Here is a 23,417-nt window from a genome sequence, read left to right as displayed (position 1 = left end):
AGGATTCTCCCTTTTGCTTGAATTATCGGTAGTTATCCCGTCGGACTATTTTCTATATTATTGCTTTTGCTGTTCTATTCCTAGACAACAATCTGCTACAGAAGCCCGATTTCTCATCGCTTCCACTAAACCCAAATAAGCCACTTTGTGAGTTTCAATTAATGTTTTAGCCTGTAATATTGCCCAACGCTCTTTAATTTTAGCTTCACTTAAAGGGCGCTGTAGCTGAGTCCAAATTGCTATAATTTTATTTCGATCTTCCCGTCCTCCTTCTGCTTTTTTAAATATTAAAGTTTCTGCGGCAATTCCCGCCATCCAAACTGCACAATAACGATCTAAAACCTGAGCAGAAATCTGACCCTGTTGCAATTGTTCCCATAAAAGTTGATCAGCAAACTGCACCCCTCCTTGAGCTTTAAATCCTTGTTTAAAGGCTTCCCAGCCATTTAAGGCATATCCCTGAATGGGAATTTCCATCAAATGGGCTACCAAAAAATGTCCCGCTTCATGGTGTAAAATTCGCTCCCGAGTTGATGCAGAGGTTCCCGCCAACCCATCTATTAATAAACTCGCCCCTTGACCCTGAAACTGAAAAACATCTAAAGTGGCAACCCCCAATAAAAAAAAGTAATCCCCGCCGGAATAAAGGGTGAAATATTTAATACCGGAGTTAATAACACCGATAGAGTCATACAGAAAACACTAATGGCAATTAGATTTAAACTGGTAGTTCTCATCAATTTTCCTTTTGGTTTCTGGCTTTGTAAAAAGTTTCTAAACTATCGCGATCGCCCACAAAACGCCAATGCCAAGGTTCATAACTGACTCCTTGGGGATTGTCTTTAGGAAAGGATAACTCAAAACTATGAAAAGCGGCATGATCTTTTAACCATTGAAACGCCGGGGTTTCTTCAAAACTGACATTCAAATCCGTAGAAGGTCTGCCCCCATCTCCAATATCAATGGCATAACCCGTATGATGTTCACTATAACCCGGAGGAGCACTCACCTCTGCCCGTTTAGTTGCCACTTGTCCCCGTTGGGCTTTTATTTCAAAAAAGATCGTTTCCTGGTCTTTAACACTGCGAAAGGTTGAAATCGGAACTAAACTGACCCCACTAGCTCTAGCATCCTGTTCCATTTCCTCATAAGCTTTGGCGGCAGCTTTGCGTAACCGATGCCCCCCATCGGCCGTAATACTTTTTAACTCTGATTCCGGTGCTTCTTGATAGGGGAGATGACCCAATAAATTATCGGGAAGGGTCGGAGTTGTGGTTGGGGTTGGGGCACTCGTTGGCGGGGGAGTTGAAGACAAAGACGCAGAAGGTGAGGGCGTAACCACAGGAATTGGGGTTTGGGCTACGGGAATATCAGACCGAGGAGCCAGAATTCCAAATTGATAATTCATGACTAAGGCGGTACAGAAGGCTACCAGGGCTAACCCCAGCATTTTCCAGAATAGCCCCGGCTTCCCAGAGGAGCCAGAGGAAACCACCGGAAGCGCGGGAATATCTCGTATCGCCTCTGGAATATCTTCTGTTACGCCATCGGCTAAGGTTTGGGCCTGTTTCGGCAGACTAGAATTCTTCAACGGTTTGACTCCTGACATCCATGAAAGTCTCGATTTTATTAGATAATCCCCTATTTAGTCATCTATCACAAGCACTTGTCGGTCAACAGCCAAGGGTCAACACTTCAACTTAATCTTTATGTCTAATTCTGTAAGTCAACTTTTAATGCTTTATCAATGGCTAATTGGGGGCGTTTTAATCGGATGGATTTTGGGTCGAAAATTACCCGAAATTGTTCCCTATTATTTAGGTAAAATTTTATATTGGGGTGTGGTTCCGATCGCCATTATTGCCTTTTTAAGAAAAGCTGATTTATCGGGTTCGATATGGATTGCTCCCTTAGTGGCTTGGGCTGCTATTTTCCTCGGTGCGGGGTTAGCTGGGATAGGGTTATACTGGCAAAGCCGGACTCCAAAATGGGATATTTTACCCCAATCTCTCCCCGGTCAAGGGAGTTTTTTATTGGCGGCTATGGTGGGAAATACGGGATATATTGGTTTCCCTGTAAGTTTAGCATTAGTCGGCCCGAAATATTTTGGTTGGGCGATATTTTATGATGGATTGGGAACGGTGATTGGAGCCTATGGGTTGGGGGTCGCTTTAGCTGCTAGGTTTGGGATGGGAAAACAAGATCCTTGGCAATTAGTTGGGGTGTCATTAACTAATCCGGCTTTAATTAGTATGGTAATTGGTTTAATGGTGCGGAATATTCCTTTACCAAATCCGATGGAACAGGGTTTACGCGGCATTGCTTGGGGAAGTGTAGCCTTAACTTTAGTGTTAATGGGAATGCGTTTAAGTCAGCTTAATTCTTGGCATCATTTCCGACCTGCTTCTGTTAGTTTAGCGATTAAAATGTTAATTGTACCTTTAGTATTGGGTTATGGATTAACACTATTGGGATTAAAGGGATCTCCTTTATTAGTTTTGGTCTTACAAATGGCAACTCCTCCGGCTTTTGCAACTTTGGTATTAGCCGAAGCCTTTAATTTAGATCGAGAATTAGCCGTTACTAATTTAGCTCTGGGTTCTGCACTCTTATTATTAACTTTACCCCTATGGTTGTTTTTATTTGGTTAATCAAACTCAGAAATAAGTCTCAATTTCTGATTTTAGGGTAGTGGTTTTGTTTCCAAACCCCAGATCAAATCAGGTTTGGAAACGGTTTTAAAATCCTAGTTAAATTTCAGGTTAATTCTGCTTGATTGATAATAGAATTAACTGTCGATTGAAAAGCGATCGCACCCCCTCTAAATCAAAAGAGATTTGAGTTAAAATTTCCCCAACGTTTCGAGGAGATTCTGAATTTTGATCACAGACTTTAAGAAACTCAAATTCCGCATCGGATAAACTCACAATTTGATAATTATAGTCAAATAAATTTTGACTCGGCCAGCCATTCATACAAGGACTACGTTCAGGAATAGCAGCTAATAATTCCTGATCATTTGACCATTTATTCAGGGGTAAGGGGGAACGTCCCAGGAAAAATTCATAATGACTAATCTCAGGATCGAGAAGTTCAATTAAACGATAGCGTTGGCGATCGCTCAATTGATTTGCCCGTTCTAGCAACTCCGGTGAGTCCCCAATTAAGCGTTCTAAATTCCAATAATTAGGATTAGAAAAACCAATAAATTCCAACCCCGAAGCATCAATTAACTCAAATAAATTATCAATATTGTAGTCAATTTCTTGAGGATGAACATACATATCTGCAAAACATTCGTCTCGCTGATTTTCCAATCCCCAACGTTTAGATTCATAAGTAACTAGGCGATTTTTTTCCGGTAGAGCTTCAAAAATCTGACGACCAATTTTTACCCCGTCCTGATAATCTCCTCGTTTTTCTGCTTGTAAAAGGGCGATCGCTTTTTGCATTAACTGAATTTCCCAGCGTCCCAATTCAGCATAGACAAAAATGTGCATTAACCCCCCAGGAGCTAATTTTAACGCTAAGGTTTGAATTCCTTGAATTGGATCGGGTAAATGGTGCAAAACCCCAACACAGTTAATAAAATCAAACTGTCCCTCTAACTGTCCTACATCATAGAGACTTAAACGGCGAAATTCCGGGGCGGGGGTTCCGGGGGTAGAAATTCCAGACCGACGACAGCGTTCTATTGCTGTTTGAATCGCCCCTTCACTCAGGTCAATCCCAAGAACCGAGGCTTCTGGGTTAAGTTGAATTAAATACTCCGTACTCGAACCCGTACCACAACCTGCATCTAAAATACGGATATCAAGATTTTGGGGCTTCTGACCCGTACAAAAACTATAGGCTACTGGCCAAGACCAGCGCCAGTTATATCCAGGGGGCGGTTCATCCAGTAGGGGGTCAGGGGGAAAGGGATAGGTGTCATAAAGTCGTTTAACCGCAGAACTCACTTCTTCCATTGTTGTAATCCATTAAAAAATATAGTTTCATCCGCAAGGTTAGCACGGGAGGTCAATGTGAACTACCCACACTGACTTGGAGTACCAAGTACAGTGTCGGCTTCTGTACTCACAGGCGAATGCCTCAAGACGGACTTGCATCCCCCTTTTGGTCTTACCTCGCCTCCTACAGCAGAAACGGCTGAACCATCCGTCTTTAGGATTCTGATACCTTCTGTTCTAATATTCATAGCTGCGTTTCCATCCCGATCATGATCACTACCACAATCAGGACAAGTCCATTCACGAACATCCAATGGCATCTGACTGACTTGATAGAAACAATTAGAACAGAGTTTGGAACTGGGAAACCATCTATCAATCTCCACTAACTTACCGCCTTTTCGTTCTAGTTTATAGGCTAGAAAATTAGTGAATGTTCCCCATCCACAATCAGATATTGCTTTTGCCAAATTGTGATTACGAACCATGCCTTTGACATTAAGATTCTCTACTATGACAGCTTGGCTATCGCTGACTAACTTATGACTAAGTTTGTGTAGAAAATCTTGCCGGGAATTACTAACTCGTTCGTATAATGCGGCAACAACTTGACGATATTTATTTCTGGATTTACTCCCCTTTTGTTTACGCGCTAATTTCTTCTGCTTACGCTTGAGGTTTTTCTCATGTTTAGCAAGATGTTTAGGATTATCGTATTTAGAAACCTTTTCACCATCAGTGACAACTGCAAAGTGTTTGATTCCTAAGTCAATACCATAGATTTTACCTTCTGAAATAGTTGGATTTTCTCCTTCAATTTCGGTCAGGATAGATGCCAAATATTTCCCAGAAGGAGTTTTACTAACAGTTACAGTCTTGATTTTCCCCTCAATTGGTCTATGTATTTTGGCTTTGACTATCCCAATATTGCCAGGAAGTTTGACATTACCATCAACAATTTTGACATTTTGAGGATATTGAATTGACTGTTTGCCATGTTTAGATTTAAACTTAGGAAATCCGGCACGTTGCTCAAAAAAGTTTTTATAAGCAGTGGTTAAATTAAGTGTTGTAGCTTGTAAAACTTGACTGTAACAATTAGCTAACCAAATAGTATCTTCGGCTTTTTTGAGCTTAGGCAGTAGGGCGTTAAGTGCTACCTGTCCCATTCCTTTTCCCGTATCTTGATAAACCTGAATGGATTTATTTAAAGCATAATTCCACCACCACCGCGAACATCCAAATGTTTGGGCGAGATGTGCTTCTTGCAATGTAGTTGGATACAGACGGACTTGTACAGCTTTGTGTAGCACTCGATTTGCACCTCCTAGTCTGAATATCTTACTACATAATAAAAAAAATTTGGTCAACTCTGTACCTACGTTGACCCGCCTTTGATCCCACCGCTCAACTGGGTACAGGTAGAGCGGTGGGATCAAAGGCGGTGTAAGTTAAACGGAAATAAAATGACCTCGAAGTTGTTGAGGGGAAATATCATAAACTGTTCCGAGAACTTGATTTGACCCCACGACACGAATTACTGTGTCAGAGGAGGAACTGGTTGAAGGTTCCAAGATTAAATTTGCTTCGGTCAAGCCTTGGGTTAAACCAATTTTATCAATACCGGGTTCAAAATCCATGATAGAATCTGCTAAAAGTTCATCTGAACCGGAGGTTACTAAGGAAAGAATAAATAGATCCGATCCTGTTCCTCCGGTTAAATAATCAGTTCCTAAATCTCCCGTCAAGGTATCATTTCCGGCTTCTCCATATAGATAATCATAATCCTGACCTCCAGCTAAAAAATCATTCCCTAATCCACCCCAAATAATATCAAATCCTAAATTTCCATAGAGGGTATCATTACCTTCATCTCCATAGAGATCATCAGAACCTTTTCCCCCAAAAATATTATCATCTCCCTCTAAACCTTTAATTGTATCATCCCCTTGATATCCATAGAGAAAATCGTTATTAATTGTGCCAATAATATTATCATTTCCATTATAGGGAAAAGGATTAATAATTTGATTAATCCAATCTGCATAAACCGAAACTCGGGTATCGGAAGCATATTCCCCAAAGCTCTCATCTAATTTATTGGTAACATCAATACCCGACATCGCTGGGGTAAAACCCGTGGAGGTTAGACTAGCAATTTTGCCATCAATAAAACCTGGGCCTCCCGAATCTCCAGGACTAATATTAATTTCTTCAGATCCCAATCCTAAATCATTAATCCCAAATTCTTTTCCAAAGGCATCATTTTGGGCTAAACCATTATCAAAATCATAAACTAATTGTTTGCCAGGTTGATTATTATAATGGTAAGGAGCACTATTAAATAACTCCCCCAAAGCATCATAACGATTTTTTCCTATACGCTTAGTTGGAACCGGATCAGAATAGCTATTTTGTCCTGAATTACCCGTCGCAGGAACACCATAACCTACTTTTTGCATCACTTGACCCACCTCATCAAACCTGGTATAAATCTCATAGCGATTTGCCTCTTGGGGTGCGGGTTTAGCCAGTTCTAAAATAGCAATATCATTGTTAAAATTAAAATCATGATTCCAATCGGGATAAATATAAATTTGAGAAACCGGAATTGCTATTTGACCCGATGGTAAGTTAAAATAAACGGTATATTCTGAGGGGGAAGAATAATCTGGTTGCCCCAATTTATCGGTGACACAATGGGCGACGGTTAAAATATGATTACCCGTAATTAATAATGAGCCTGTACAACTTCTACCATGAATATCTTGAATCTTAACAACACCATCTAAACCCGTCCCGGGTTGTACAATATAATCTGGATTATAAGGATCGGAAGTGGGAACAGCAATTCGAGGTTGAGGCGCAATTACAGAAAAATAAGTTGACATTTTGCTTTACTTAAATCAGGATAGTCTGGGTGGGTTTAGTCTGAGTATTCAGAATAAAATAGATCAATTTTTGATTTTATATTAACATAAGGAAAAACGATTCAATTTCCACCAACCCTCTATGGCAGCAAACATTGAAATTTACACTTGGAGAACCTGTCCCTTCTGTATCCGAGCTAAAGGATTGCTGAAAAGCAAAGGCGTAGACTTCACCGAATATAGCATTGATGGGGATGAAGTAGCACGAGATCAAATGGCACGACGGGCTAATGGTCACCGTTCAGTTCCCCAAATTTTTATTGATAATCAATATATTGGGGGATGTGATGATCTTCATGCCTTAGATCGTCAAGGGGAACTTGATCCTTTACTGGGTTAATTCTATTCTCAATCCTGGCAAAATAAAACACTCCTAATTTATTCTCGGTCGGTTTTAAATGCCAGGATTTATTATACCATATTTTGTTTGATTTGTTAACTGTTAATTGTGAATAAAGATGAAATTTGCTTTCATTATTGACCCCATCGAAAAATTAAATCCAAGTCATGATAGCAGTGTTGCTTTAATGGAAGCAGCGCAACTTTTAGGACATGAAGTTTGGGTGACACAAGCTCACCAATTAAATGTAATTGACGGTCAAACCTGGGCACTTTTAACCCCGGTTAATCTGACTCCTATTATTAGAGATCAGGATAGATGGAGAGTTGAGGAACCCTGGTTTTCGGTGGGTCAATCAATACTTCAACCCTTGGAAAATATGGATTCGGTGTTCATGCGAACTGACCCACCAGTCACGATTCCCTATCTGTATGCTACCTATCTTTTAGACTATATTAATCCCGAAAAAACTTTAGTAGTTAATTCTCCTCACGGGTTAAGAACAGCGAACGAAAAAATGTACGCCCTGCAATTTAAAGATTGCATTCCAACAACCATTGTTAGCCGCGATAAACAGGTAATTAGGGAGTTTGTTGAACGTCAAGGAGCGGCGGTTTTAAAACCTTTAGGTGGAAAAGCAGGAGAGGGCATTTTATTTTTGGAAGGGAGCGATCGCAATCTTAATTCTCTAATTGAAATTAGCACTCAACAGGGTATATATCCGGTGATGATTCAGACCTTTTTACCAGAAGCAAAAGACGGAGATAAACGAATTATTGTGTTAAATGGTGAACCGATTGGAGCGGTTAATCGGATTCCTACGGGTCAGGAATTTAGAGGAAATATGGCTGTGGGTGGACGGGTTGCTAAAACCGAAATTACGGATCGAGAACGGGAGATTTGTCAAAAATTAGCATCTAAATTAGTTGCTGATGGTTTATATTTTGTGGGAATTGATATTATTGGAGGTTATTTAACAGAAGTTAATGTTACCAGTCCAACGGGGATTCGAGAAATTGATTTATTGGATGGGGTTTATTTAGGAAAACAGGTGATAGAATGGGTAGAAAATAAAATCACGAACCGCTTTTAATCTGAGTTAATTTATAACTATATTCTTAGGAGTATTTCTGTATTATTTCTCCAAGAAATTACTCGCCCGGATCGATAAACTTTAGCAATAAAAGGAGGATGATTATTTAAAGCAAATTTTGTCATTTTGGGTAAGGTTTTTACAAAAGTTAAAGCGATCGCATCTCCCGACAAATTTGTTGAAGCTAAAACAAATACCCTCACATTTGCTTGAGCAATACTCAAAAGTTGAGAGGTGCGATAACCAATTTTTTCATCTTTGGTTAAAACAACCCACTGGCGATTTCCCACTTCTATTAACCATTCCTCTTTATGTTAGAATTATCTCAATATTTTTAATTTAAGGTAGACAAAAATTGCATTTAACGCGGGTCTAAAACTTTTTTCATCAGGAGAAACCATGACAACCGACAAAAAAATTGGCATCGCCATAATTGGAACAGGATTTGGTAAAAAAGTTCATATTCCTGCCTTTCAAGACCATCCTAAAACCCAAGTAGTTGCGGTTTATCATCGAGATTTAGACAAAGCCAAAGCGATCGCCTCCAGCCATAATATTCCCCATGCTTGTAATAGTATTGAGGAGATTTGTGCTTTACCTGAAGTTCAAGGAGTTGCCATTTCCACCCCGCCTTTTTTGCATTTTGATATGGCTAAAATCGCCCTAAATGCCGGGAAACATCTATTATTAGAAAAACCCACAAACTTAACAGTTCAAGAAGCAAAATATCTCTATCACCTCGCCCAATCTAAAGGCTGTATTACTAGCCTAGATTTTGAATTTCGGTTTATTCCAGCTTGGCAACATTTATCTCAACTATTAGCAGAAAATTATGTAGGTCAAAAAAGATTAATCAAAATTGATTGGTTAGTTTCTAGCCGTGCCGATGAAACTCGTCCCTGGAATTGGTATGCTCAAAAAGACAAAGGAGGCGGGGTATTAGGGGCAATTGGCTCCCATAGTTTTGATTATATTTCTTGGTTATTTGGTTCCATTAAACGCCTCTGTGGACAACTGAATACTTCTATTTCCTTGCGTCCAGACCCGGAAGCTGGAGGAGAATTAAAAGTTGTTGATGCTGATGATATTTGCACCCTAATTTTAGAACTGAATGATGGTACTCCCTGTCAAGTTTGCTTAAGTTCTGTTACCTACCAAGGACGGGGACATTGGCTAGAAATTTATGGCAGTGAAGGCACATTAATTTTAGGTAGTGATAATCAACAGGATTATGTGCATGGATTTCGATTATGGGGAAGCCAAAAGGGGCAACCTTTAAGTGAAATTTCTATCCCCAAAGTATTAGAATTTCCCCGAATTTATCCCGATGGCCGGATTGCTCCTTTGCTACGAGTGATTGACCAATGGATAACCGGAATTGAACAGGGAACAAGTTTAACACCTTCGCTTAAAGAAGGGGTTTATTCTCAACTTTTAATGGATTTAACCCAGGAATCCAATGCAACTGGAACTTGGGTAAATGTACCGGATTTTGAATCATTTTTGGTGAGTGAATAGAACAGATATAGTCACCCGTATCGAGGTTGTCAGATTTGATGGTGTGAATAGACGATTATTGTGGTATGATGGTCTTGTAAGTTCTACAGTGCCAGTTCGCTCACCGTCGATAGGTACAAAACAACACTCGAAAAGTACCAGTAGTCATCAATACTGTTTTCCTTCCATTTCGTTTAATCTAAACGAACTCCCATCAAAATTAAAATCATCCCAGAGAGTCATCTACTAAAACAACGCTAAAATCACCTGATAAGGTCAATAGCGTGCTAAGATTCTCGCGGTTTGAGTGTCAACTATTATTAAGGTTAATCCCCTGGAGGTTACTATCATGAAAACCTTGCTTCCTAATGTCTTACTGTTCAAATATTTCCGTAATGGTATGACTAATTCCTATGCCATGATGGGTCTAGGTTATGTACTTAGTATATTTTTAATTTTATTTACTTTTTTTTGCGTCGCGGCTTCTCAATCTCCTCATGTTTCTGTTAAGTCTGTTCAATCTTATAATTCGGGAGTACCCACCTTTGGAAGCGGTAGTAAATAGGAAGAAGTTTAACAATAGTTTAAGTTTAGTTTAAATTTACTCCTGATTGTTGGCTTAACTCCAAATCCATACAATTTCTCTAGTAATTTTTATTGCGTATTTTGAATAATATTTAAGTTTTTTCAGACTTTTTAATGATAGGATTGCGGGAGTTTAGTTCACCATCTAAAATTAAAGTTAAATCCAGAATGAATTAACTAACTGGACTCAACTGAATTGTTTGGAAATTTATGAAACCACAACAACGATACACCTCCATTGAACTGTCCTACGCCATCAGCATTGAAAGGGCCATCCGTTCTGTTACTCAACTGCGACAAAGTGCCCTCGCCTTGGAAGAAGAACTCGCTAGTTTACTCCAGAAAACCTCTCCAACCTGTAGAGAAAGTGCCTATAATTTAGTTCATTATTTAGCCCTACGTCGCCATGATTTGCGAGAGTTACAACGTGAATTAATTCGACTAGGACTTAGTTCTTTGGGAAGGATGGAAGCTCATGTTATGGCATCACTAGATGCGGTCTTAGGAATATTATATCGTTTAGATCAAAAGTCTATTCCGGTTGAACTTGAACAGGAAGCACCAATTACAGTTGAAGTCGGAAGTGCGCTTTTAGCAGAAAACGCCGTAGTTATTTTAGGCCCTAGCCCCAAACGACATAATACAAGGGTGATGGTAACAATTCCCAGTGAAGCCGCCAATAATCCTCAAATTATTTATAATTTATTGGCGCAGGGAATGGATATCATGCGAATTAATTGCGCCCATGATCATCTTCAAGCCTGGGAAAAAATGATTCAAAATTTACGCATCGCAGAACAACAATTAGGGAAATCCTGTCGAATTTCCTTTGATTTATCAGGGCCAAAATTACGAACGGAACAGATTGAACCAGGGCCAGAATTGATTAAATGGAAACCCACGCGCAACTTATTAGGACAGTTAATTAAACCCGCAAAAATTCATTTTACTACCCAACCCCATACCCTAAAAACCGAAAAAATGTAATTCCAATTCAAGGGAATCTCTTAGAAACAGCAAAAATTGGTGATCAAATTCGCTTGACGGATACTAGAGGAAGCCGTAGATTTCTGAACGTCGTTGAAGTTAATAAAACCACTTGTGTTTGCGAAAGTGATAAAACCACTTATCTAGTTTCTAATAGTAAATTATCCCTCTATCGAGGAAAAAAATTAATGGCTAAAGGAAGCGTGGGTAAACTTCCCCCCCAACCTCAAGCCATTACTCTTGCTCCAGGGGATTCATTAATGATTATGCAAGGAGAAATTTTAGGAAAACCTGCTGTTTTAGATAAAACCGGAAATCTGCTCGAACCTGCTTCTATTGGTTGTTCCTTACCCGAAGTTTTCCGAGATGTTAAAATAGGGGAACGGATATTTTTTGATGACGGTAAAATTGCGGGTATAATTCGAGAAGTTGGTCAGGATAAATTCCTAGTTGAAATTACTTGTGTTGTCAATGAAATTGCTAAACTAAAAAGCGAAAAAGGGATTAATCTTCCCGATACGACGTTAAATCTTCCGGCGTTGACGGAAAAAGATATCCAAGATTTAGAATTTGTGACTCAATTTGGAGACATGGTAGCACTTTCCTTTGTGCGCCGACCCGAAGATATTGAACAATTAATTACGGAATTAAAAAGACTAGGGGGAGAAAATTTAGGGATAATTCTAAAAATTGAAAATCAACGGGCTTTTGATGAACTTCCGCGACTCTTATTAACTGCTATGCAACGTCCTCCCCTTGCCGTGATGGTAGCACGAGGAGACTTAGGAGTAGAGCTTGGATTTGAACGACTTTCAGAAGTTCAAGAGGAAATTTTATGGTTATGTGAAGCCGCCCATATTCCGGTAATTTGGGCAACTCAAGTGTTAGAATCAATGGCAAAGGGAGGAATGCCATCTCGCGCCGAAGTCACCGATGCAGCGATGGGAAGTCGGGCTGAATGTGTGATGTTAAATAAAGGTGCCTATATTGATAAAGCCTTACATTTTCTCTGTGATGTCCTAGGACGAATGCAAGACCACCAAGATAAAAAAACGTCGATGTTAAGAAAGTTGAGTATTTCCGATTTATAAAACTTTAGCCGAATTGATGGTACAGTAAAAAACTGTGTTGATTTCAATTAGAAAAAAGATCCATGAATATTCGCATTGGTAATGGTTATGATATTCATAAATTAGTCTCCGGACGGGCATTAATTTTAGGTGGGATTAAAATTGATCATGAATTCGGACTTTTAGGACATAGTGATGCGGATGTCTTAACCCATGCCATTATGGATGCGATGTTAGGGGCATTAAGTTTAGGAGATATTGGGCATTATTTCCCCCCAACCGATGAAAAATGGGCGGGAGCGGATAGTTTAGTCCTATTAAAACAGGTAAATCAACTAATATTAGAACGGGGTTGGAAAATCGGAAATATTGATTCTGTGATTGTTGCCGAACGTCCTAAATTAAAACCCCATATTAGCGCAATGTGCGATCGCCTTGCCACCACCTTAAACCTCAATTCCGATCAAATTGGGGTCAAAGCCACCACTAACGAAAAATTAGGCCCCGTGGGTCGAGAAGAAGGAATTGCCTCCTATGCAGTGGCTTTATTACAAAAAATCAATTAAAATTCCTGTGCATTTCTATTCGGCTGGAATTTCAATTACAAACTCCGAACCTTCTCCGTAAGTAGAAAAACAACTAAGTTTACCACCGTGTTTTTCGACAACAATTTGACGACTAATAGATAAACCAATTCCTGTCCCTTTTCCGACAGGTTTTGTGGTGAATAAATGTTCAAATATTTTTTGTTTCACATCTTCTTTCATCCCCATACCATTATCTTTAATTCGGATTATAGCCCATTGTTCATCCTTAGATAGTTCTGTGCAGATACTAATTTTTTGGGGACGATATTGATAGTCTTGATAAGATATTTCTTCGATTACATCATCTAACACATCAATAGCATTGGCTAAAAGATTGAGAAACACTTGATTTAATGGCCCAGGATAGCAATTAATTGGTGGTAAATCTCCATAATCTTTAATTATAACAATGTCGGGCCGTTGTGAATTACCTTTCAAACGATGTTTTAAGATCATCAAGGTACTATCAATTCCTTCATGCAAATTAAACTCAACTTTTTGATCCGTATCTGCCCGAGAAAACGTCCGTAAAGAGATACTAATTTGTCTAATTCGTTCCGTTCCCATTTTCAGAGAAGCCATTAGTTTTGGTAAATCTTCAATCAAATAAGAGAGATCAATCTTTTCAATCTGCCGAACAATTTCTGGCACCGTTTCAGGATGGTTATTTTGATAAAGAATAATTAACTGAATCAGATCATGAATGGCTGTTTCCGCATAACTTAAATTGCCCAAAACAAAGGAAATTGGATTATTAATTTCATGGGCAACTCCAGCAACTAATTGACCAATACTTGCCATTTTTTCACTTTGAACCATTTGTAATTGTATCGTTTGCAGGTCTTGTAAAGATTGTTCAAGCTGTAGGGCTTTTTCCCTTTCCCTAGCTTCTGAAGCCTGTAATTCTAAGTAAAGACGAGTATTTTCTAAGAAGGTTGCAGCTTGAGTACAATGGGTTTTAATTCGGGCAATTAGTTCATCTTTGGTAATGGGTTTAGTCACATAATCATTCGCCCCAGCTTGTAAACCAGTAACTAAATCAGAGACTTGATTTTTAGCCGTAAGTAACACAATCGGTAACTCATTGGGTTGCCATCTTTCCCGAACTTTGCGAGTGACTTCATAACCAGTCATTCGAGGCATCATTACATCTAATAACATTAAATCCGGTTTCCAACCATTATTGAGCAAATTCAAGGCTTCCTGACCCGACGCAGCCTCGGTAATTTCATATTGATATAAAGACAAATGATTCACTAAAACCTGACGATTCACGGGTTCATCATCAACAACTAAAATTTTATATTTTTGTTGTTTTTCCTGCATAAATATTGATAACATTTCCTCGACAACCAACTCCTCAACCCCAGTAAAAGATGGTTCAGAATGGACAGGAAGATCAGAATGGACAGGAAGATCAGAACTTAAAGCCAAAGTTGCCGGAATATTATCTCTCAAACTAAAGATAGAAACGTTAGAATAACTAATTTCTGAATCCCAACTAACTGGTAAAGTAAAATAAAATTTAGACCCTTCATTTAATATTGATTCTGCCCAAATTTTTCCGCCTTGTAATTCGATTAATTGCTTAGTAATTGCCAAGCCTAAACCTGTCCCTCCATAGATTCTAGCCGTAGACCCATCCGCTTGTTCAAAAGATTCAAAAATGCTCTCTAATTTATCTTCTGGAATCCCAATTCCCGTATCAGAAACAGTAATTTGTATTTGTTCTGATCCTGAATTAGAAATAACCTTAGCCAAAATTTCAATCTTGCCACTATCTGTAAATTTGATAGCATTTCCAATGAGATTATAAAAGATTTGTTGTAGGCGGTTTTCATCAGCCATTACCGCAGGTAATGTGAGGGAAATTCTATTATGAATCTGTAATTTTTTTTGATTAATTAAGGGTTGAATCAGATTAATTACGACTTCAACAACCTCTCGTAAGCCGACGGATTTCAACTGAAGTTCAAGGGTTTTATGTTTTAGTTTAGAGAAATCCAAAATATCATTCACTAAAGTAGCTAACCTTCTCCCACTAGATGCAATCATTCTTAAATTAGCAACGGTAGCCGATGATAAATGACCAGTTGTACCGTCAATTAAGGATTCAGCAATGCCAATAATTCCATTTAAGGGTGTGCGAAGTTCATGGGAGGTATTTCCCAAAAATTCATCCTTGAGTTTATCCGTTTTTTGTAATTCTATTTGTGCTTTCTTGAGTCTAACTTCTCGGGCTTGAACTTCCGCCGCCATAGTATTAAAAGAGGTGGCTAATTGTCCTAATTCATCTGGGCGGGTGGTATCCAGATGAATATTAAAATCCCCCGTAGAGATTTGTTCCGTTGCCACCATCAATTGACCCAAAGGTTCGGAAACTTGTTGGCGTAAAACCGATAATAATATGATAATTTCAATCAACAAAGAAACGCCCCCTAAAATCAAAACAAAACGGGCATTATTAAGGGCAACTTCTGCTAAAATAGATTTAGGAAAAACCGTAACAAAATACCAGTCCGGCGTTTCCAGTTTGGCAACAGCTAAATATTCTTGATCGTGGGTATTTTCAACTACAACTTTCCCAGAGTTTAAGTTTTTGACCAATTGAAAAATTCTAATTAAATGGGGATCTTCAGATTTAAAAATCTCTAATTTACCCTGATTTTTTTTGATTTCATCCATTTTATCAGGATGGGCAATTAAACGACCATCGGAACGAAAAATAAGATTATAAGTTCCAGGGAGACGGTCTTGTAAAGTTCGTTCTAAGAGTTCATTTAAAACAATATCATGTCCAATAGTCGCTACCTGTTTTCCTGCAATATCAACCGGAGTTCCACAGGAAATCATCCAGTTTCTAGCTACTTGATCATAATAAACTCCTGTACAAACCGTTTGATGTGTAGGGTTATGTTGGGAGTCCGTCATCCAAAAAGAATTTTCATTAGGAATATAAAGATCAGCAGTGGTATTTTCCGCCCAAGGAACCTCTGGCCAATACATAATTCCGATATTTTCAGGAGTATTAATATAGGTATTTTGAAACCGACTTTGCCAAGCCATACCAGAAGAAGTGACAAGATCATAAAATGTCAGAACCCGACGACGAATTTCTGGGGTTATTTCAACGGTTTTACCAATATAAACTCCGGCTTGACGGCTGCGGTCAAAGCCTTCGGGTTGATTTCTAATTACTCCATCTTTAAACTGGACAAATTTTTGATCAAATTCTAGTTGAGGATCTCGATCTTCCCATTCTTCTAAACGACGTTTAATTTCCTGTTTTAAAATTGCATGATTATCTTCTGCTAAAGTAAAAATATTGCTTTCCCGTTGTCCCCGTTCCACAATATATTTATCTAATTGTTGGATGGTTTGGGTTTCTAAGATAGACATTAAATGCAGATAACTAAAGGCTGTTGATCCTAGAATCACTAAAGCAATTCTCACCCCCATTTTAACCAGGGTTTCACGGGTAATTGAACCTTTCTGTTTGGGAAATATTTTTTTACGAAAACGGGCCATATTGTTTTTCCTACTGAGGCTAGTTAAAGTTTAAAAACCACGGATTAAGTCGGTGAACTGTCGATACATCCTGATATTATGGCGAGGGTTGAGAGGTTTAATTTTCCTCTGAATGATTTTGTATTTAAAACAACATTGATCCGTAATTTGCGATCGCCTAATTCCGGTGAAATTATATATGATTAATTATAAACTACACTAACCCTACCAACTTATAGTATTTTTTTATTAAAACCTCAAGAAATATATGTTCCATCGTCAGTTACAGAATCGGATTATCCATCACAGCTTTTTGTTTTTGTTCCTGGTCAGTCTGGGTTTGACCCTGCTCCTCCCCGCCTGTAGTCACAATCCCATCTCTCCTCCTGTCGTGGACGGGAGCACTCCCCGACGTCCACCGATTGAACTCAGTTTTGTGTCCTACGCCGTGACCCGCGCCGCCTACGCCGAAATTATTCCTCTGTTCAAAGAAAAATGGCAAAAGGAACATCACCAGGAAGTCAGAATTAGACAAAGTTATGCGGGCTCAAGTACCCAAGCCCGCGCCGTGATTAATGGACTTCCGGCGGATGTGGTGCATTTGGCCCTAGCCCTCGATACCCAAAAAATTCAGGAAGCGGGCTTAATTCAACCCGGGTGGGAAAACCGAAGTCCGAATCAGGGGATTGTTGCCCACTCCGTCGGGGCGATTGTGACCCGGGCGGGAAATCCCAAAAACATCCGTACTTGGTCTGATTTGGCCAAACCCGGGGTTTCGGTGATTACGGCTGACCCCAAAACATCGGGGGGTGCACGCTGGAATTTCCTGGCCTTGTGGGGGACAATTACCCAAACTGGGGGGACGGAAACCCAAGCTCTGAATTTTGTGACTCAAGTTTATAAAAATGTCCCAGTTTTGGCAAAAGATGCCCGGGAATCAACGGATTTATTTCTGAGGCAAAATCAAGGAGATGTATTAATTAATTATGAAAATGAAATGATTTTATCGACTCAAGAGGGACTGGCTAAAAATACCTTTGTGATTATTCCCGATGTTAATATTTCGATTGATAATCCGATCGCTATTGTGGATAAATATGTTGATCGTCGAGGAACTCGTGAAGTTGCAGAAGCCTTTGTACAATTTCTTTTTACTCCTGAAGCACAAACCGCTTTTACCAAAGTAGGATTTAGACCATTAGATCCGATATCCTCCGAACAATTTCCCCCAATTAAGCAATTATTTAATGCGGAAGATTTAGGGGGATGGAATAATATTCAAGATAAATTTTTTAAAGATAATGGAATTTTTGATCAAATTCAGGCGGAAATTAGAAACACATCCACTTAGTGATATAATAACAAGCCTATTTACATAACAAAATAATCAATTATATTGTTATGGTAGGTTATGAGTGGGAACATATGCGAATAAAGTGTTTTTTGCCAATTTTCCAAATATTACTAGGACTTGCGTTTCAGGATACCACGGTTGCCCAGTCTCTCAACTCGTTATCTTCAGATGCAACCATCTCAGATACACCTCAAAAGATTACCCCGACTGTCAATGAGGAAATTGAAGATGACTTGCTAGAAGTTCAAGGTCAGGTTACATCTGTTTCCCAACTGTCTGACGTACAGCCTACCGATTGGGCGTTTCAAGCCTTACAATCTTTAGTTGAACGCTACGGTTGTATTGCCGGATATCCAGATGGCACTTATAAAGGTAATCGAGCCATGACTCGTTACGAGTTTGCTGCGGGTTTGAATGCTTGCTTGCAACGGGTCAATGAACTGATTGCTGCATCTGTTATCAATCAGATAACCAGGGAAGACTTAGCAGTTTTACAGCGACTACAAGAGGAGTTTGCCTCAGAATTAGCGACCTTACGCGGTCGGGTTGATGCTTTAGAAGCTCGTACTGCTGAACTCGAAGCTAACCAATTTTCCACAACTACGGTTTTTGGTGGAGAAGCGATTTTTGGGTTATCGACAGCGGCAGGAGGCAACCCCCCTGGAGAAGGGAGTAATGACGAAACTGTTTTTAATTACCTGTTACGTCTGGGGACTGTTTCTTCTTTTAGTGGTTTAGATCGCTTAAGAATTGGCTTAGTTGCTGGAAACTTTGGAAATCGTGGCTATGCTGGAACTTTTGAGAAACCGGGATTTGGCGACATGGCTTTGCTGTCTTATCAGACTGATACCAATAACCGAATCGCCTTGGACTTATTAGAGTACAGATTTCCTGCCTTTAAGAATCGCGTGGTCTTTACGGTTCGGCCTGTTGGCTTTAGCCTGAGCAATGTACTGACCGCTAATTCTCCCTACTATGATACGGGAAGGGGAGCAATTTCTCGGTTTAGTGAAGCCAGTCCTCTCTTTAAAATCGGTAGCCTAGATGGAGGAGCAGGTGTAGATTGGTTAGTAACAGATTGGCTGCGATTTCAAGCAGCCTATGGAACAAGGAACACAAGCGATGCTCGCCAAGGGATTAGTGGCTCTGATCATAGTGCATTAGGAGTTCAGTTTTTAATTAAACCCTCTCGCAACACTTTAGCAGGTCTAACTTATATTAACGCCTACTCTGCCAATGGCAGCTTAGATACCTTTACGGGTAGCTTAAATGCTGATACTTCCGGCGGTTTGGAGGAACCGATGCAAATTAATGCAGTGGGTGGATCGTTTCAATGGCGGGTTAATCGTCAAGTTACCTTGGCAGCGTGGGGAGGTGTCACAATGGGAGAATCCCTTAATAGCAATGCCTATGCCAATACGACAACCTACGCGGTTTCTGTGGGGGTTTTTGAACCCTTTGGCCGTCAGGGAGACTTATTTGCTTTCATCTTTGGTCAACCCCCTAAATTAGTGGCGGGTCGAGATTTACCAAATGGAACTGATCCAAATACGTCTCTACAGTTTGAGACATTTTATCGCTGGCGTGTATCCGATAACCTTTGGGTTACTCCAGGTTTATTTGTTGTTACTGCTCCTGAACATAATGCTGATAACAACACAATTTTTATTGGTGTCCTCAGAACAACTTTTTTGTTCTAAGCAGTTTTCTTTTAATTGAACACAAGTTTTGGAGATTAAAGTCATGAATCAGTTTTTACCTAACTCAAAATTTTTGAATCCCTTCCTGGCTATAGTTATTCTGAGCATAGGAGGAATGGGATTTTTACCTTCACCTGCTCAAGCGCAAAACCGCCGACCGACATTTTTTGAAGAGTCGCAAGACCCTGGAGAAAGAAACAGGGGATTCGGTAACACATTTTTGAATGATGCTTTAGGGGGGATTGCTGATCCTCTGAATGGGACTGGTGGAGTGTCTACGACTGTAGATTCTTTACAAAAAGTCGGCTTTAACGGAGAAAATGCAGCAGGTCAGTTACGTTCTGGACAACAAAATTTATCTTCCGGTTCTGACCGCACGAATGTTATTATCCCTTCCAGTTTTGACCGAACTAATGTTATTATTCCTTCTCAAAACGGACGTTAGGGGGTTACGCATTTTAATTACATCTTGAAGCTCGGTTTTAAGAATTTTAATGATGTAATTTAGATCGTCTTAACTAGATATCCTGGAAACAGAACAATGAACTCAAGGAGAACACCCTGTTCCCCTTGAGTTTTCAAAGAGTAGACAATAAAAGGACTTTATAGCAAGTCTAAATCATTTGTATCATGGCTATGCTTACAGGACAAGAGTTTGACCTGGGTTTGATTTGTACAACTCAAATAGACTTGCTATAGAGCCAAAAGTAATATCGTTGATCAGTAGTTTATTAGGTTGGCTTCCTAGAATCACTGATTTAGCAATCCCTTCAAAAAATAGAGTTGATGTAGGATTGTTTTCTAAAATATAAGCACCAGGCGTTAAATTAGAGTCAGGGGTTCGAGGTAACTGTACTGATGCTAAAACATTTCCTGTTCCATTTACTCCATCATAAATCGTAACTTGATGATCGGCAAATGGAGAAGCATAACGGAAGCCAAATTTTTGATCAAATCCATCGCCTACATTGATGATCATTGACTGTCCTTCATTGTAAGTAATTGCATTAGCAAGTTGTCCGGGGTTGCTCAACGGATCGATAAAATTACCGCTTCCTCCTTGCTCTACGCTGACAATTCCCAAAGCATTTGCAGAAAAATTTAACCCTGATTCTAAAACTAAAGGATTATTAGCAACCGTTCGTAAATCACCGACAGTTCCTAAATTTAAGGGAACACCAGTATCACTACGATTAATAGTTAAAGTAGCTGTATTTTGTGTACCTAAAGCTGCTCCGTTTGTTGGATTGACTAAGGCAAGATTAATGGTTTCATTGGGTTCAATTCGAGAGTCATTAATGATCGGAATTCGGATGGGTTTAGGTGTGGTATCTCCATTGATAAACGAAACAGTAATTGGTGTCGGATTATAATCTGTTCCCGCATTAGCAGTACCGTTAGTTGGTAATACAGTCACATCCACTGTTCCCACACTTCCTCCTGTTCGCGTCACCATCACGTCCATATTGGTTGTACCATCTTCATTCACAGAAAAGATGGGGTTACTAAACTCCAAAATCCCAGGAATACCATTGCCAAAATTGATATTTTCTGCATTCAAACCAGGAACAATTGTAACTGGATTAGGAACCAGAGTTGATATAAAACCCGGTTGTTGCACTTCCTGAACAATATAAGTATTGGGTTCTAGGTTATTGAACTGATAGAAACCTGTGGTATCTGTTAGTGTTCCAGGTTCATTGGTATCAAGGGTGCTGTTATTGTTGAGATCAAGGTAAATGGCAATTCCAGCAATTCCTGGTTCCCCGATATCAAGAATTCCATTAGCATTGAGATCATTAAATTTAATCCCGTTAATACTGCCTAAAGTCAGTTGTATGGGTTCTTGTAATTCAAAAGCACCAAGATCAACAACAGCATTTCCATCACCATTACCATCAATAATTCGATCTACGCCTCGTTGATCGGTGGTGAAATCAGAGAAAAATACTAATCCAGGTTGATTATTCCCGGCATCAATTGCCGGATTGACTAGATTTGGAACTAAGGCATGGGTCAGGGTTGAGCCGCCATTATTTTTCAGTTCCACATCTAATACTTGTATAATATCTGTAATGGTTTTATCTTGCTCAAATCCTGTACTACCATTAGGATTACCAATTAAGTTAAGGCCGTAACTATCAAAAGAACCAGAGACATCAGGAGAAATGCCGGTGATAGATTGCGGCGAGTTACCAGCAATAATACTATTCTCAATAATTCCTAAAGATCCATTACTAAGGATTATTCCTCCACCTGTCTCTGCTCTATTAAAAGCTATTGTACTATTTAGCACCAAAAAATTAAGTCCATTTAGAGGTCCTTGATAGTTAGAATTAGCAAAAAAAATTCCACCACCATTTGAGGTGGCTTTGTTATTTGAAATCGTACTATTTTGTGCAAAAAAACTACCGTTATCAACAAGGACTCCACCACCATCTAAGACAGCTTCGTTATTAGAAATCGTACTATTTTGTACAGTAAAACTGCCTATACTAACACTGATTCCACCACCATCGAAGACAGCTTTGTTATTAGAAATCGTACTATTTTGTACAGTAAAACTGCCTTTATTAACACTGATTCCACCTCCCACAAGAGCTATATTTTCTGCAACAATGCAGTCCAAAAGATAAACATTGCCACCATTTATTGTAATACCACCACCCAAAGAGGTTTCAAATCCCTCATATCCATTAGCAACTGTGATCCCTATTAAATTTACAGGAGCTTGATTAAGGAGTTGACTAATTTCCAATACACGGGAGGCATTATTTCCACTAATCGTTAAATTAGTTGCCCCCGTTCCTTCAAGGGTTAAAGCATCTGTAATCGTTAGTGGCCCATTCTTTAAAGTAATCGTTTGTGGAGTGTCAAAAACTGCTGGATCAAAAATAATGGTGTCAGACTCAGTACCCGTACCCGTATCTCCGAGATCTGTAATTGTATTGTTGTTCGCTGCTTCAATCGCTTCACGGAGGGTAACAATGCCATCACCAGGTTCGGTAACATCATCAACACTATTGACTCGAATTGTTGCCAATACGCTGTTATAATCTTTTTGTACCTCCTCAGAAAATACTAAAGTTAAAGCAATAGGATTTCCCCTCTGTATTTCTAAGTCCCAATCTCCTCCTAATTTATTGCTGCCAGTGGGATTAGCTGAAGCAGCAATGCCAGCTTTTGTCAGTTGATGAAGTTTTTGAATAAATTCCTCTCCACCGTCCCCCATTGCAACGTTACAGCCATATAAAAGAAGGGTTAAGGGTTGATGATCAGGAGTTATTGTAGACCAAGTTTGGAGTTGGGAAGCATAATCATCTAGGGTATCTAAACAAAGTTCTGAATTACCTAAATATAAGCATCCAGGGGAACCATGAGAAACAATATGAAGACTGGAAACTGGATGTTGAAGTAAAGCTTCTGTAATTTGTTCAACACCATCCCGCTTAGAATCTAAAATCAAAACCGTTGCGTTTGGCAGAACTGCTTTTGCTAAGGTTTGGTAATCTTCAACTTTGGGGTCAATCACCACTAGCATTTCAGGGGATAATAGTCCCTGTTGCTGTGTAGATCCTAGCACCATATCTGTTTGTTCTGAAGTAATGTTATTACTGGGAAGTAAGGTTAAGCTTTTCATTTTTTTATGAGGATAAAATGGTTGGAGTCCAACGATAAGCTATCGAATCTTTTTTAATTAAAATTCGATAATTTAGACAACATGATTGTAATGCTTTTATAATAACTAAGCAAGTATTACTAAGTATAATTATCAATTTGTAATTATGATTTATAAATCTAAATATTATTTTTCAAT

Annotated in this window: 20 protein-coding genes; 11 read left to right on the top strand and 9 right to left on the bottom strand. The window is 39.3% G+C overall.

Going from position 1 to position 23,417, the window contains the following annotated elements; all coding sequences use genetic code 11:
• Positions 1-57: 57 nt before the first annotated feature.
• From AC559H_RS12065 to AC559H_RS12055, 3 genes are read right to left on the bottom strand one after another with little or no spacing between them, the layout of a single operon-like run.
• On the bottom strand, positions 58-618 hold the full coding sequence (locus AC559H_RS12065; protein ID WP_338010927.1) for an ATP-dependent Zn protease: 561 nt from the start codon (positions 616-618) through the stop codon (positions 58-60).
• Positions 600-737 (bottom strand): hypothetical protein, encoded by a 138-nt coding sequence (locus AC559H_RS12060; protein WP_338010928.1) that lies wholly within the window; start codon positions 735-737, stop codon positions 600-602. The genes AC559H_RS12065 and AC559H_RS12060 overlap by 19 nt, the downstream gene beginning before the upstream one ends.
• Positions 737-1,591 carry a M15 family metallopeptidase gene (locus tag AC559H_RS12055; RefSeq protein WP_026795708.1) on the bottom strand — a complete coding sequence of 285 codons (855 nt, stop codon included), beginning with the start codon at positions 1,589-1,591 and terminating at the stop codon, positions 737-739. Before AC559H_RS12055 ends, AC559H_RS12060 begins: the two co-directional genes overlap by 1 nt.
• A 118-nt stretch (positions 1,592-1,709) precedes the next feature.
• Between AC559H_RS12055 and AC559H_RS12050 the strand changes: the two genes are divergently transcribed.
• Positions 1,710-2,651 carry an AEC family transporter gene (locus AC559H_RS12050; RefSeq protein ID WP_026795709.1) on the top strand — a complete coding sequence of 314 codons (942 nt, stop codon included), beginning with the start codon at positions 1,710-1,712 and terminating at the stop codon, positions 2,649-2,651.
• Between the two features lie 111 nt (positions 2,652-2,762).
• On the opposite strand, the gene AC559H_RS12045 is transcribed toward AC559H_RS12050, so the two are convergent.
• The 3 genes from AC559H_RS12045 to AC559H_RS12035 form a co-directional block, all read right to left on the bottom strand.
• The gene (locus AC559H_RS12045) at positions 2,763-3,968 is read right to left on the bottom strand and encodes a class I SAM-dependent methyltransferase (RefSeq protein WP_193372479.1); all 1,206 of its coding nucleotides are present in this window, start codon (positions 3,966-3,968) and stop codon (positions 2,763-2,765) included.
• A gap of 62 nt (positions 3,969-4,030) precedes the next feature.
• A complete protein-coding gene (locus AC559H_RS12040; RefSeq protein WP_026795711.1) occupies positions 4,031-5,263 on the bottom strand; it encodes an RNA-guided endonuclease InsQ/TnpB family protein in 1,233 nt (410 codons plus the stop codon).
• 138 nt (positions 5,264-5,401) lie between these two features.
• Positions 5,402-6,841 carry a trypsin-like serine protease gene (locus AC559H_RS12035; protein ID WP_051319606.1) on the bottom strand — a complete coding sequence of 480 codons (1,440 nt, stop codon included), beginning with the start codon at positions 6,839-6,841 and terminating at the stop codon, positions 5,402-5,404.
• 121 nt (positions 6,842-6,962) lie between these two features.
• On the opposite strand from AC559H_RS12035, the gene grxC reads away from it, so the two are divergent.
• A complete protein-coding gene (grxC, locus tag AC559H_RS12030; RefSeq protein ID WP_026795712.1) occupies positions 6,963-7,220 on the top strand; it encodes a glutaredoxin 3 in 258 nt (85 codons plus the stop codon).
• Between the two features lie 118 nt (positions 7,221-7,338).
• Positions 7,339-8,313 carry a glutathione synthase gene (gene gshB / locus AC559H_RS12025; RefSeq protein ID WP_026795713.1) on the top strand — a complete coding sequence of 325 codons (975 nt, stop codon included), beginning with the start codon at positions 7,339-7,341 and terminating at the stop codon, positions 8,311-8,313.
• A gap of 17 nt (positions 8,314-8,330) precedes the next feature.
• Here the strand turns inward: gshB and AC559H_RS12020 are convergent, their stop codons facing one another.
• Positions 8,331-8,609, bottom strand: coding sequence for a PIN-like domain-containing protein (locus tag AC559H_RS12020; RefSeq protein ID WP_227358251.1), 279 nt, complete (start codon positions 8,607-8,609; stop codon positions 8,331-8,333).
• A gap of 103 nt (positions 8,610-8,712) precedes the next feature.
• Here AC559H_RS12020 and AC559H_RS12015 point away from each other — a divergent pair, with 103 nt between their 5' ends.
• From AC559H_RS12015 to ispF, 5 genes are all read left to right on the top strand, one after another.
• Positions 8,713-9,831: a Gfo/Idh/MocA family protein gene (locus tag AC559H_RS12015; protein ID WP_026795714.1), complete on the top strand. Its 1,119-nt coding sequence runs from the start codon at positions 8,713-8,715 to the stop codon at positions 9,829-9,831.
• Positions 9,832-10,159: 328 nt separating this feature from the next.
• Positions 10,160-10,375, top strand: a complete 216-nt coding sequence (locus AC559H_RS12010; protein ID WP_026785980.1) for a hypothetical protein — start codon at positions 10,160-10,162, stop codon at positions 10,373-10,375.
• A gap of 230 nt (positions 10,376-10,605) precedes the next feature.
• Entirely contained in the window at positions 10,606-11,382 is a 777-nt protein-coding gene (locus AC559H_RS12005) for a pyruvate kinase (protein WP_148292360.1), read from the top strand.
• Positions 11,383-11,570: 188 nt separating this feature from the next.
• Positions 11,571-12,473: a pyruvate kinase gene (locus tag AC559H_RS12000; protein WP_148292359.1), complete on the top strand. Its 903-nt coding sequence runs from the start codon at positions 11,571-11,573 to the stop codon at positions 12,471-12,473.
• 62 nt (positions 12,474-12,535) lie between these two features.
• Positions 12,536-13,018 (top strand): 2-C-methyl-D-erythritol 2,4-cyclodiphosphate synthase, encoded by a 483-nt coding sequence (gene ispF, locus AC559H_RS11995; RefSeq protein WP_026795715.1) that lies wholly within the window; start codon positions 12,536-12,538, stop codon positions 13,016-13,018.
• Positions 13,019-13,033: 15 nt separating this feature from the next.
• Here ispF and AC559H_RS11990 read toward each other — a convergent pair whose 3' ends face one another.
• Positions 13,034-16,567, bottom strand: coding sequence for an ATP-binding protein (locus AC559H_RS11990; RefSeq protein WP_052331143.1), 3,534 nt, complete (start codon positions 16,565-16,567; stop codon positions 13,034-13,036).
• Positions 16,568-16,814: 247 nt separating this feature from the next.
• Here AC559H_RS11990 and AC559H_RS11985 point away from each other — a divergent pair, with 247 nt between their 5' ends.
• The 3 genes from AC559H_RS11985 to AC559H_RS11975 all read left to right on the top strand — a co-directional run bounded on the left by AC559H_RS11985 (position 16,815) and on the right by AC559H_RS11975 (position 20,045).
• Positions 16,815-17,897 carry a sulfate ABC transporter substrate-binding protein gene (locus AC559H_RS11985; protein WP_036833957.1) on the top strand — a complete coding sequence of 361 codons (1,083 nt, stop codon included), beginning with the start codon at positions 16,815-16,817 and terminating at the stop codon, positions 17,895-17,897.
• A 92-nt stretch (positions 17,898-17,989) separates the two neighbouring features.
• On the top strand, positions 17,990-19,600 hold the full coding sequence (locus tag AC559H_RS11980) for an iron uptake porin (RefSeq protein ID WP_237745629.1): 1,611 nt from the start codon (positions 17,990-17,992) through the stop codon (positions 19,598-19,600).
• Between the two features lie 43 nt (positions 19,601-19,643).
• Positions 19,644-20,045, top strand: coding sequence for a hypothetical protein (locus tag AC559H_RS11975; RefSeq protein WP_051319846.1), 402 nt, complete (start codon positions 19,644-19,646; stop codon positions 20,043-20,045).
• Between the two features lie 195 nt (positions 20,046-20,240).
• On the opposite strand, the gene AC559H_RS11970 is transcribed toward AC559H_RS11975, so the two are convergent.
• Positions 20,241-23,240 (bottom strand): DUF4347 domain-containing protein, encoded by a 3,000-nt coding sequence (locus AC559H_RS11970; protein ID WP_026795717.1) that lies wholly within the window; start codon positions 23,238-23,240, stop codon positions 20,241-20,243.
• Between the last annotated feature and the right edge of the window lie 177 nt (positions 23,241-23,417).

The sequence above is a fragment of the Planktothrix prolifica NIVA-CYA 540 genome, assembly GCF_963864145.1.
Taxonomy (GTDB): Bacteria; Cyanobacteriota; Cyanobacteriia; order Cyanobacteriales; family Microcoleaceae; genus Planktothrix; species Planktothrix agardhii.
Note: the sequence above shows the minus strand (reverse complement) of the source record. Positions and strands in the feature narration are given on the sequence as shown.

Coding starts and splice junctions, on each gene's coding strand:
- AC559H_RS12060 (WP_338010928.1), bottom strand. CDS start 737: ATGAGAACTACCAGTTTAAATCTAATTGCCATTAGTGTTTTCTGTATG.
- AC559H_RS12050 (WP_026795709.1), top strand. CDS start 1,710: ATGTCTAATTCTGTAAGTCAACTTTTAATGCTTTATCAATGGCTAATT.
- AC559H_RS12045 (WP_193372479.1), bottom strand. CDS start 3,968: ATGGAAGAAGTGAGTTCTGCGGTTAAACGACTTTATGACACCTATCCC.
- AC559H_RS12035 (WP_051319606.1), bottom strand. CDS start 6,841: ATGTCAACTTATTTTTCTGTAATTGCGCCTCAACCTCGAATTGCTGTT.
- grxC (WP_026795712.1), top strand. CDS start 6,963: ATGGCAGCAAACATTGAAATTTACACTTGGAGAACCTGTCCCTTCTGT.
- gshB (WP_026795713.1), top strand. CDS start 7,339: ATGAAATTTGCTTTCATTATTGACCCCATCGAAAAATTAAATCCAAGT.
- AC559H_RS12015 (WP_026795714.1), top strand. CDS start 8,713: ATGACAACCGACAAAAAAATTGGCATCGCCATAATTGGAACAGGATTT.
- AC559H_RS12010 (WP_026785980.1), top strand. CDS start 10,160: ATGAAAACCTTGCTTCCTAATGTCTTACTGTTCAAATATTTCCGTAAT.
- AC559H_RS12005 (WP_148292360.1), top strand. CDS start 10,606: ATGAAACCACAACAACGATACACCTCCATTGAACTGTCCTACGCCATC.
- AC559H_RS12000 (WP_148292359.1), top strand. CDS start 11,571: ATGGCTAAAGGAAGCGTGGGTAAACTTCCCCCCCAACCTCAAGCCATT.
- ispF (WP_026795715.1), top strand. CDS start 12,536: ATGAATATTCGCATTGGTAATGGTTATGATATTCATAAATTAGTCTCC.
- AC559H_RS11990 (WP_052331143.1), bottom strand. CDS start 16,567: ATGGCCCGTTTTCGTAAAAAAATATTTCCCAAACAGAAAGGTTCAATT.
- AC559H_RS11985 (WP_036833957.1), top strand. CDS start 16,815: ATGTTCCATCGTCAGTTACAGAATCGGATTATCCATCACAGCTTTTTG.
- AC559H_RS11975 (WP_051319846.1), top strand. CDS start 19,644: ATGAATCAGTTTTTACCTAACTCAAAATTTTTGAATCCCTTCCTGGCT.
- AC559H_RS11970 (WP_026795717.1), bottom strand. CDS start 23,240: ATGAAAAGCTTAACCTTACTTCCCAGTAATAACATTACTTCAGAACAA.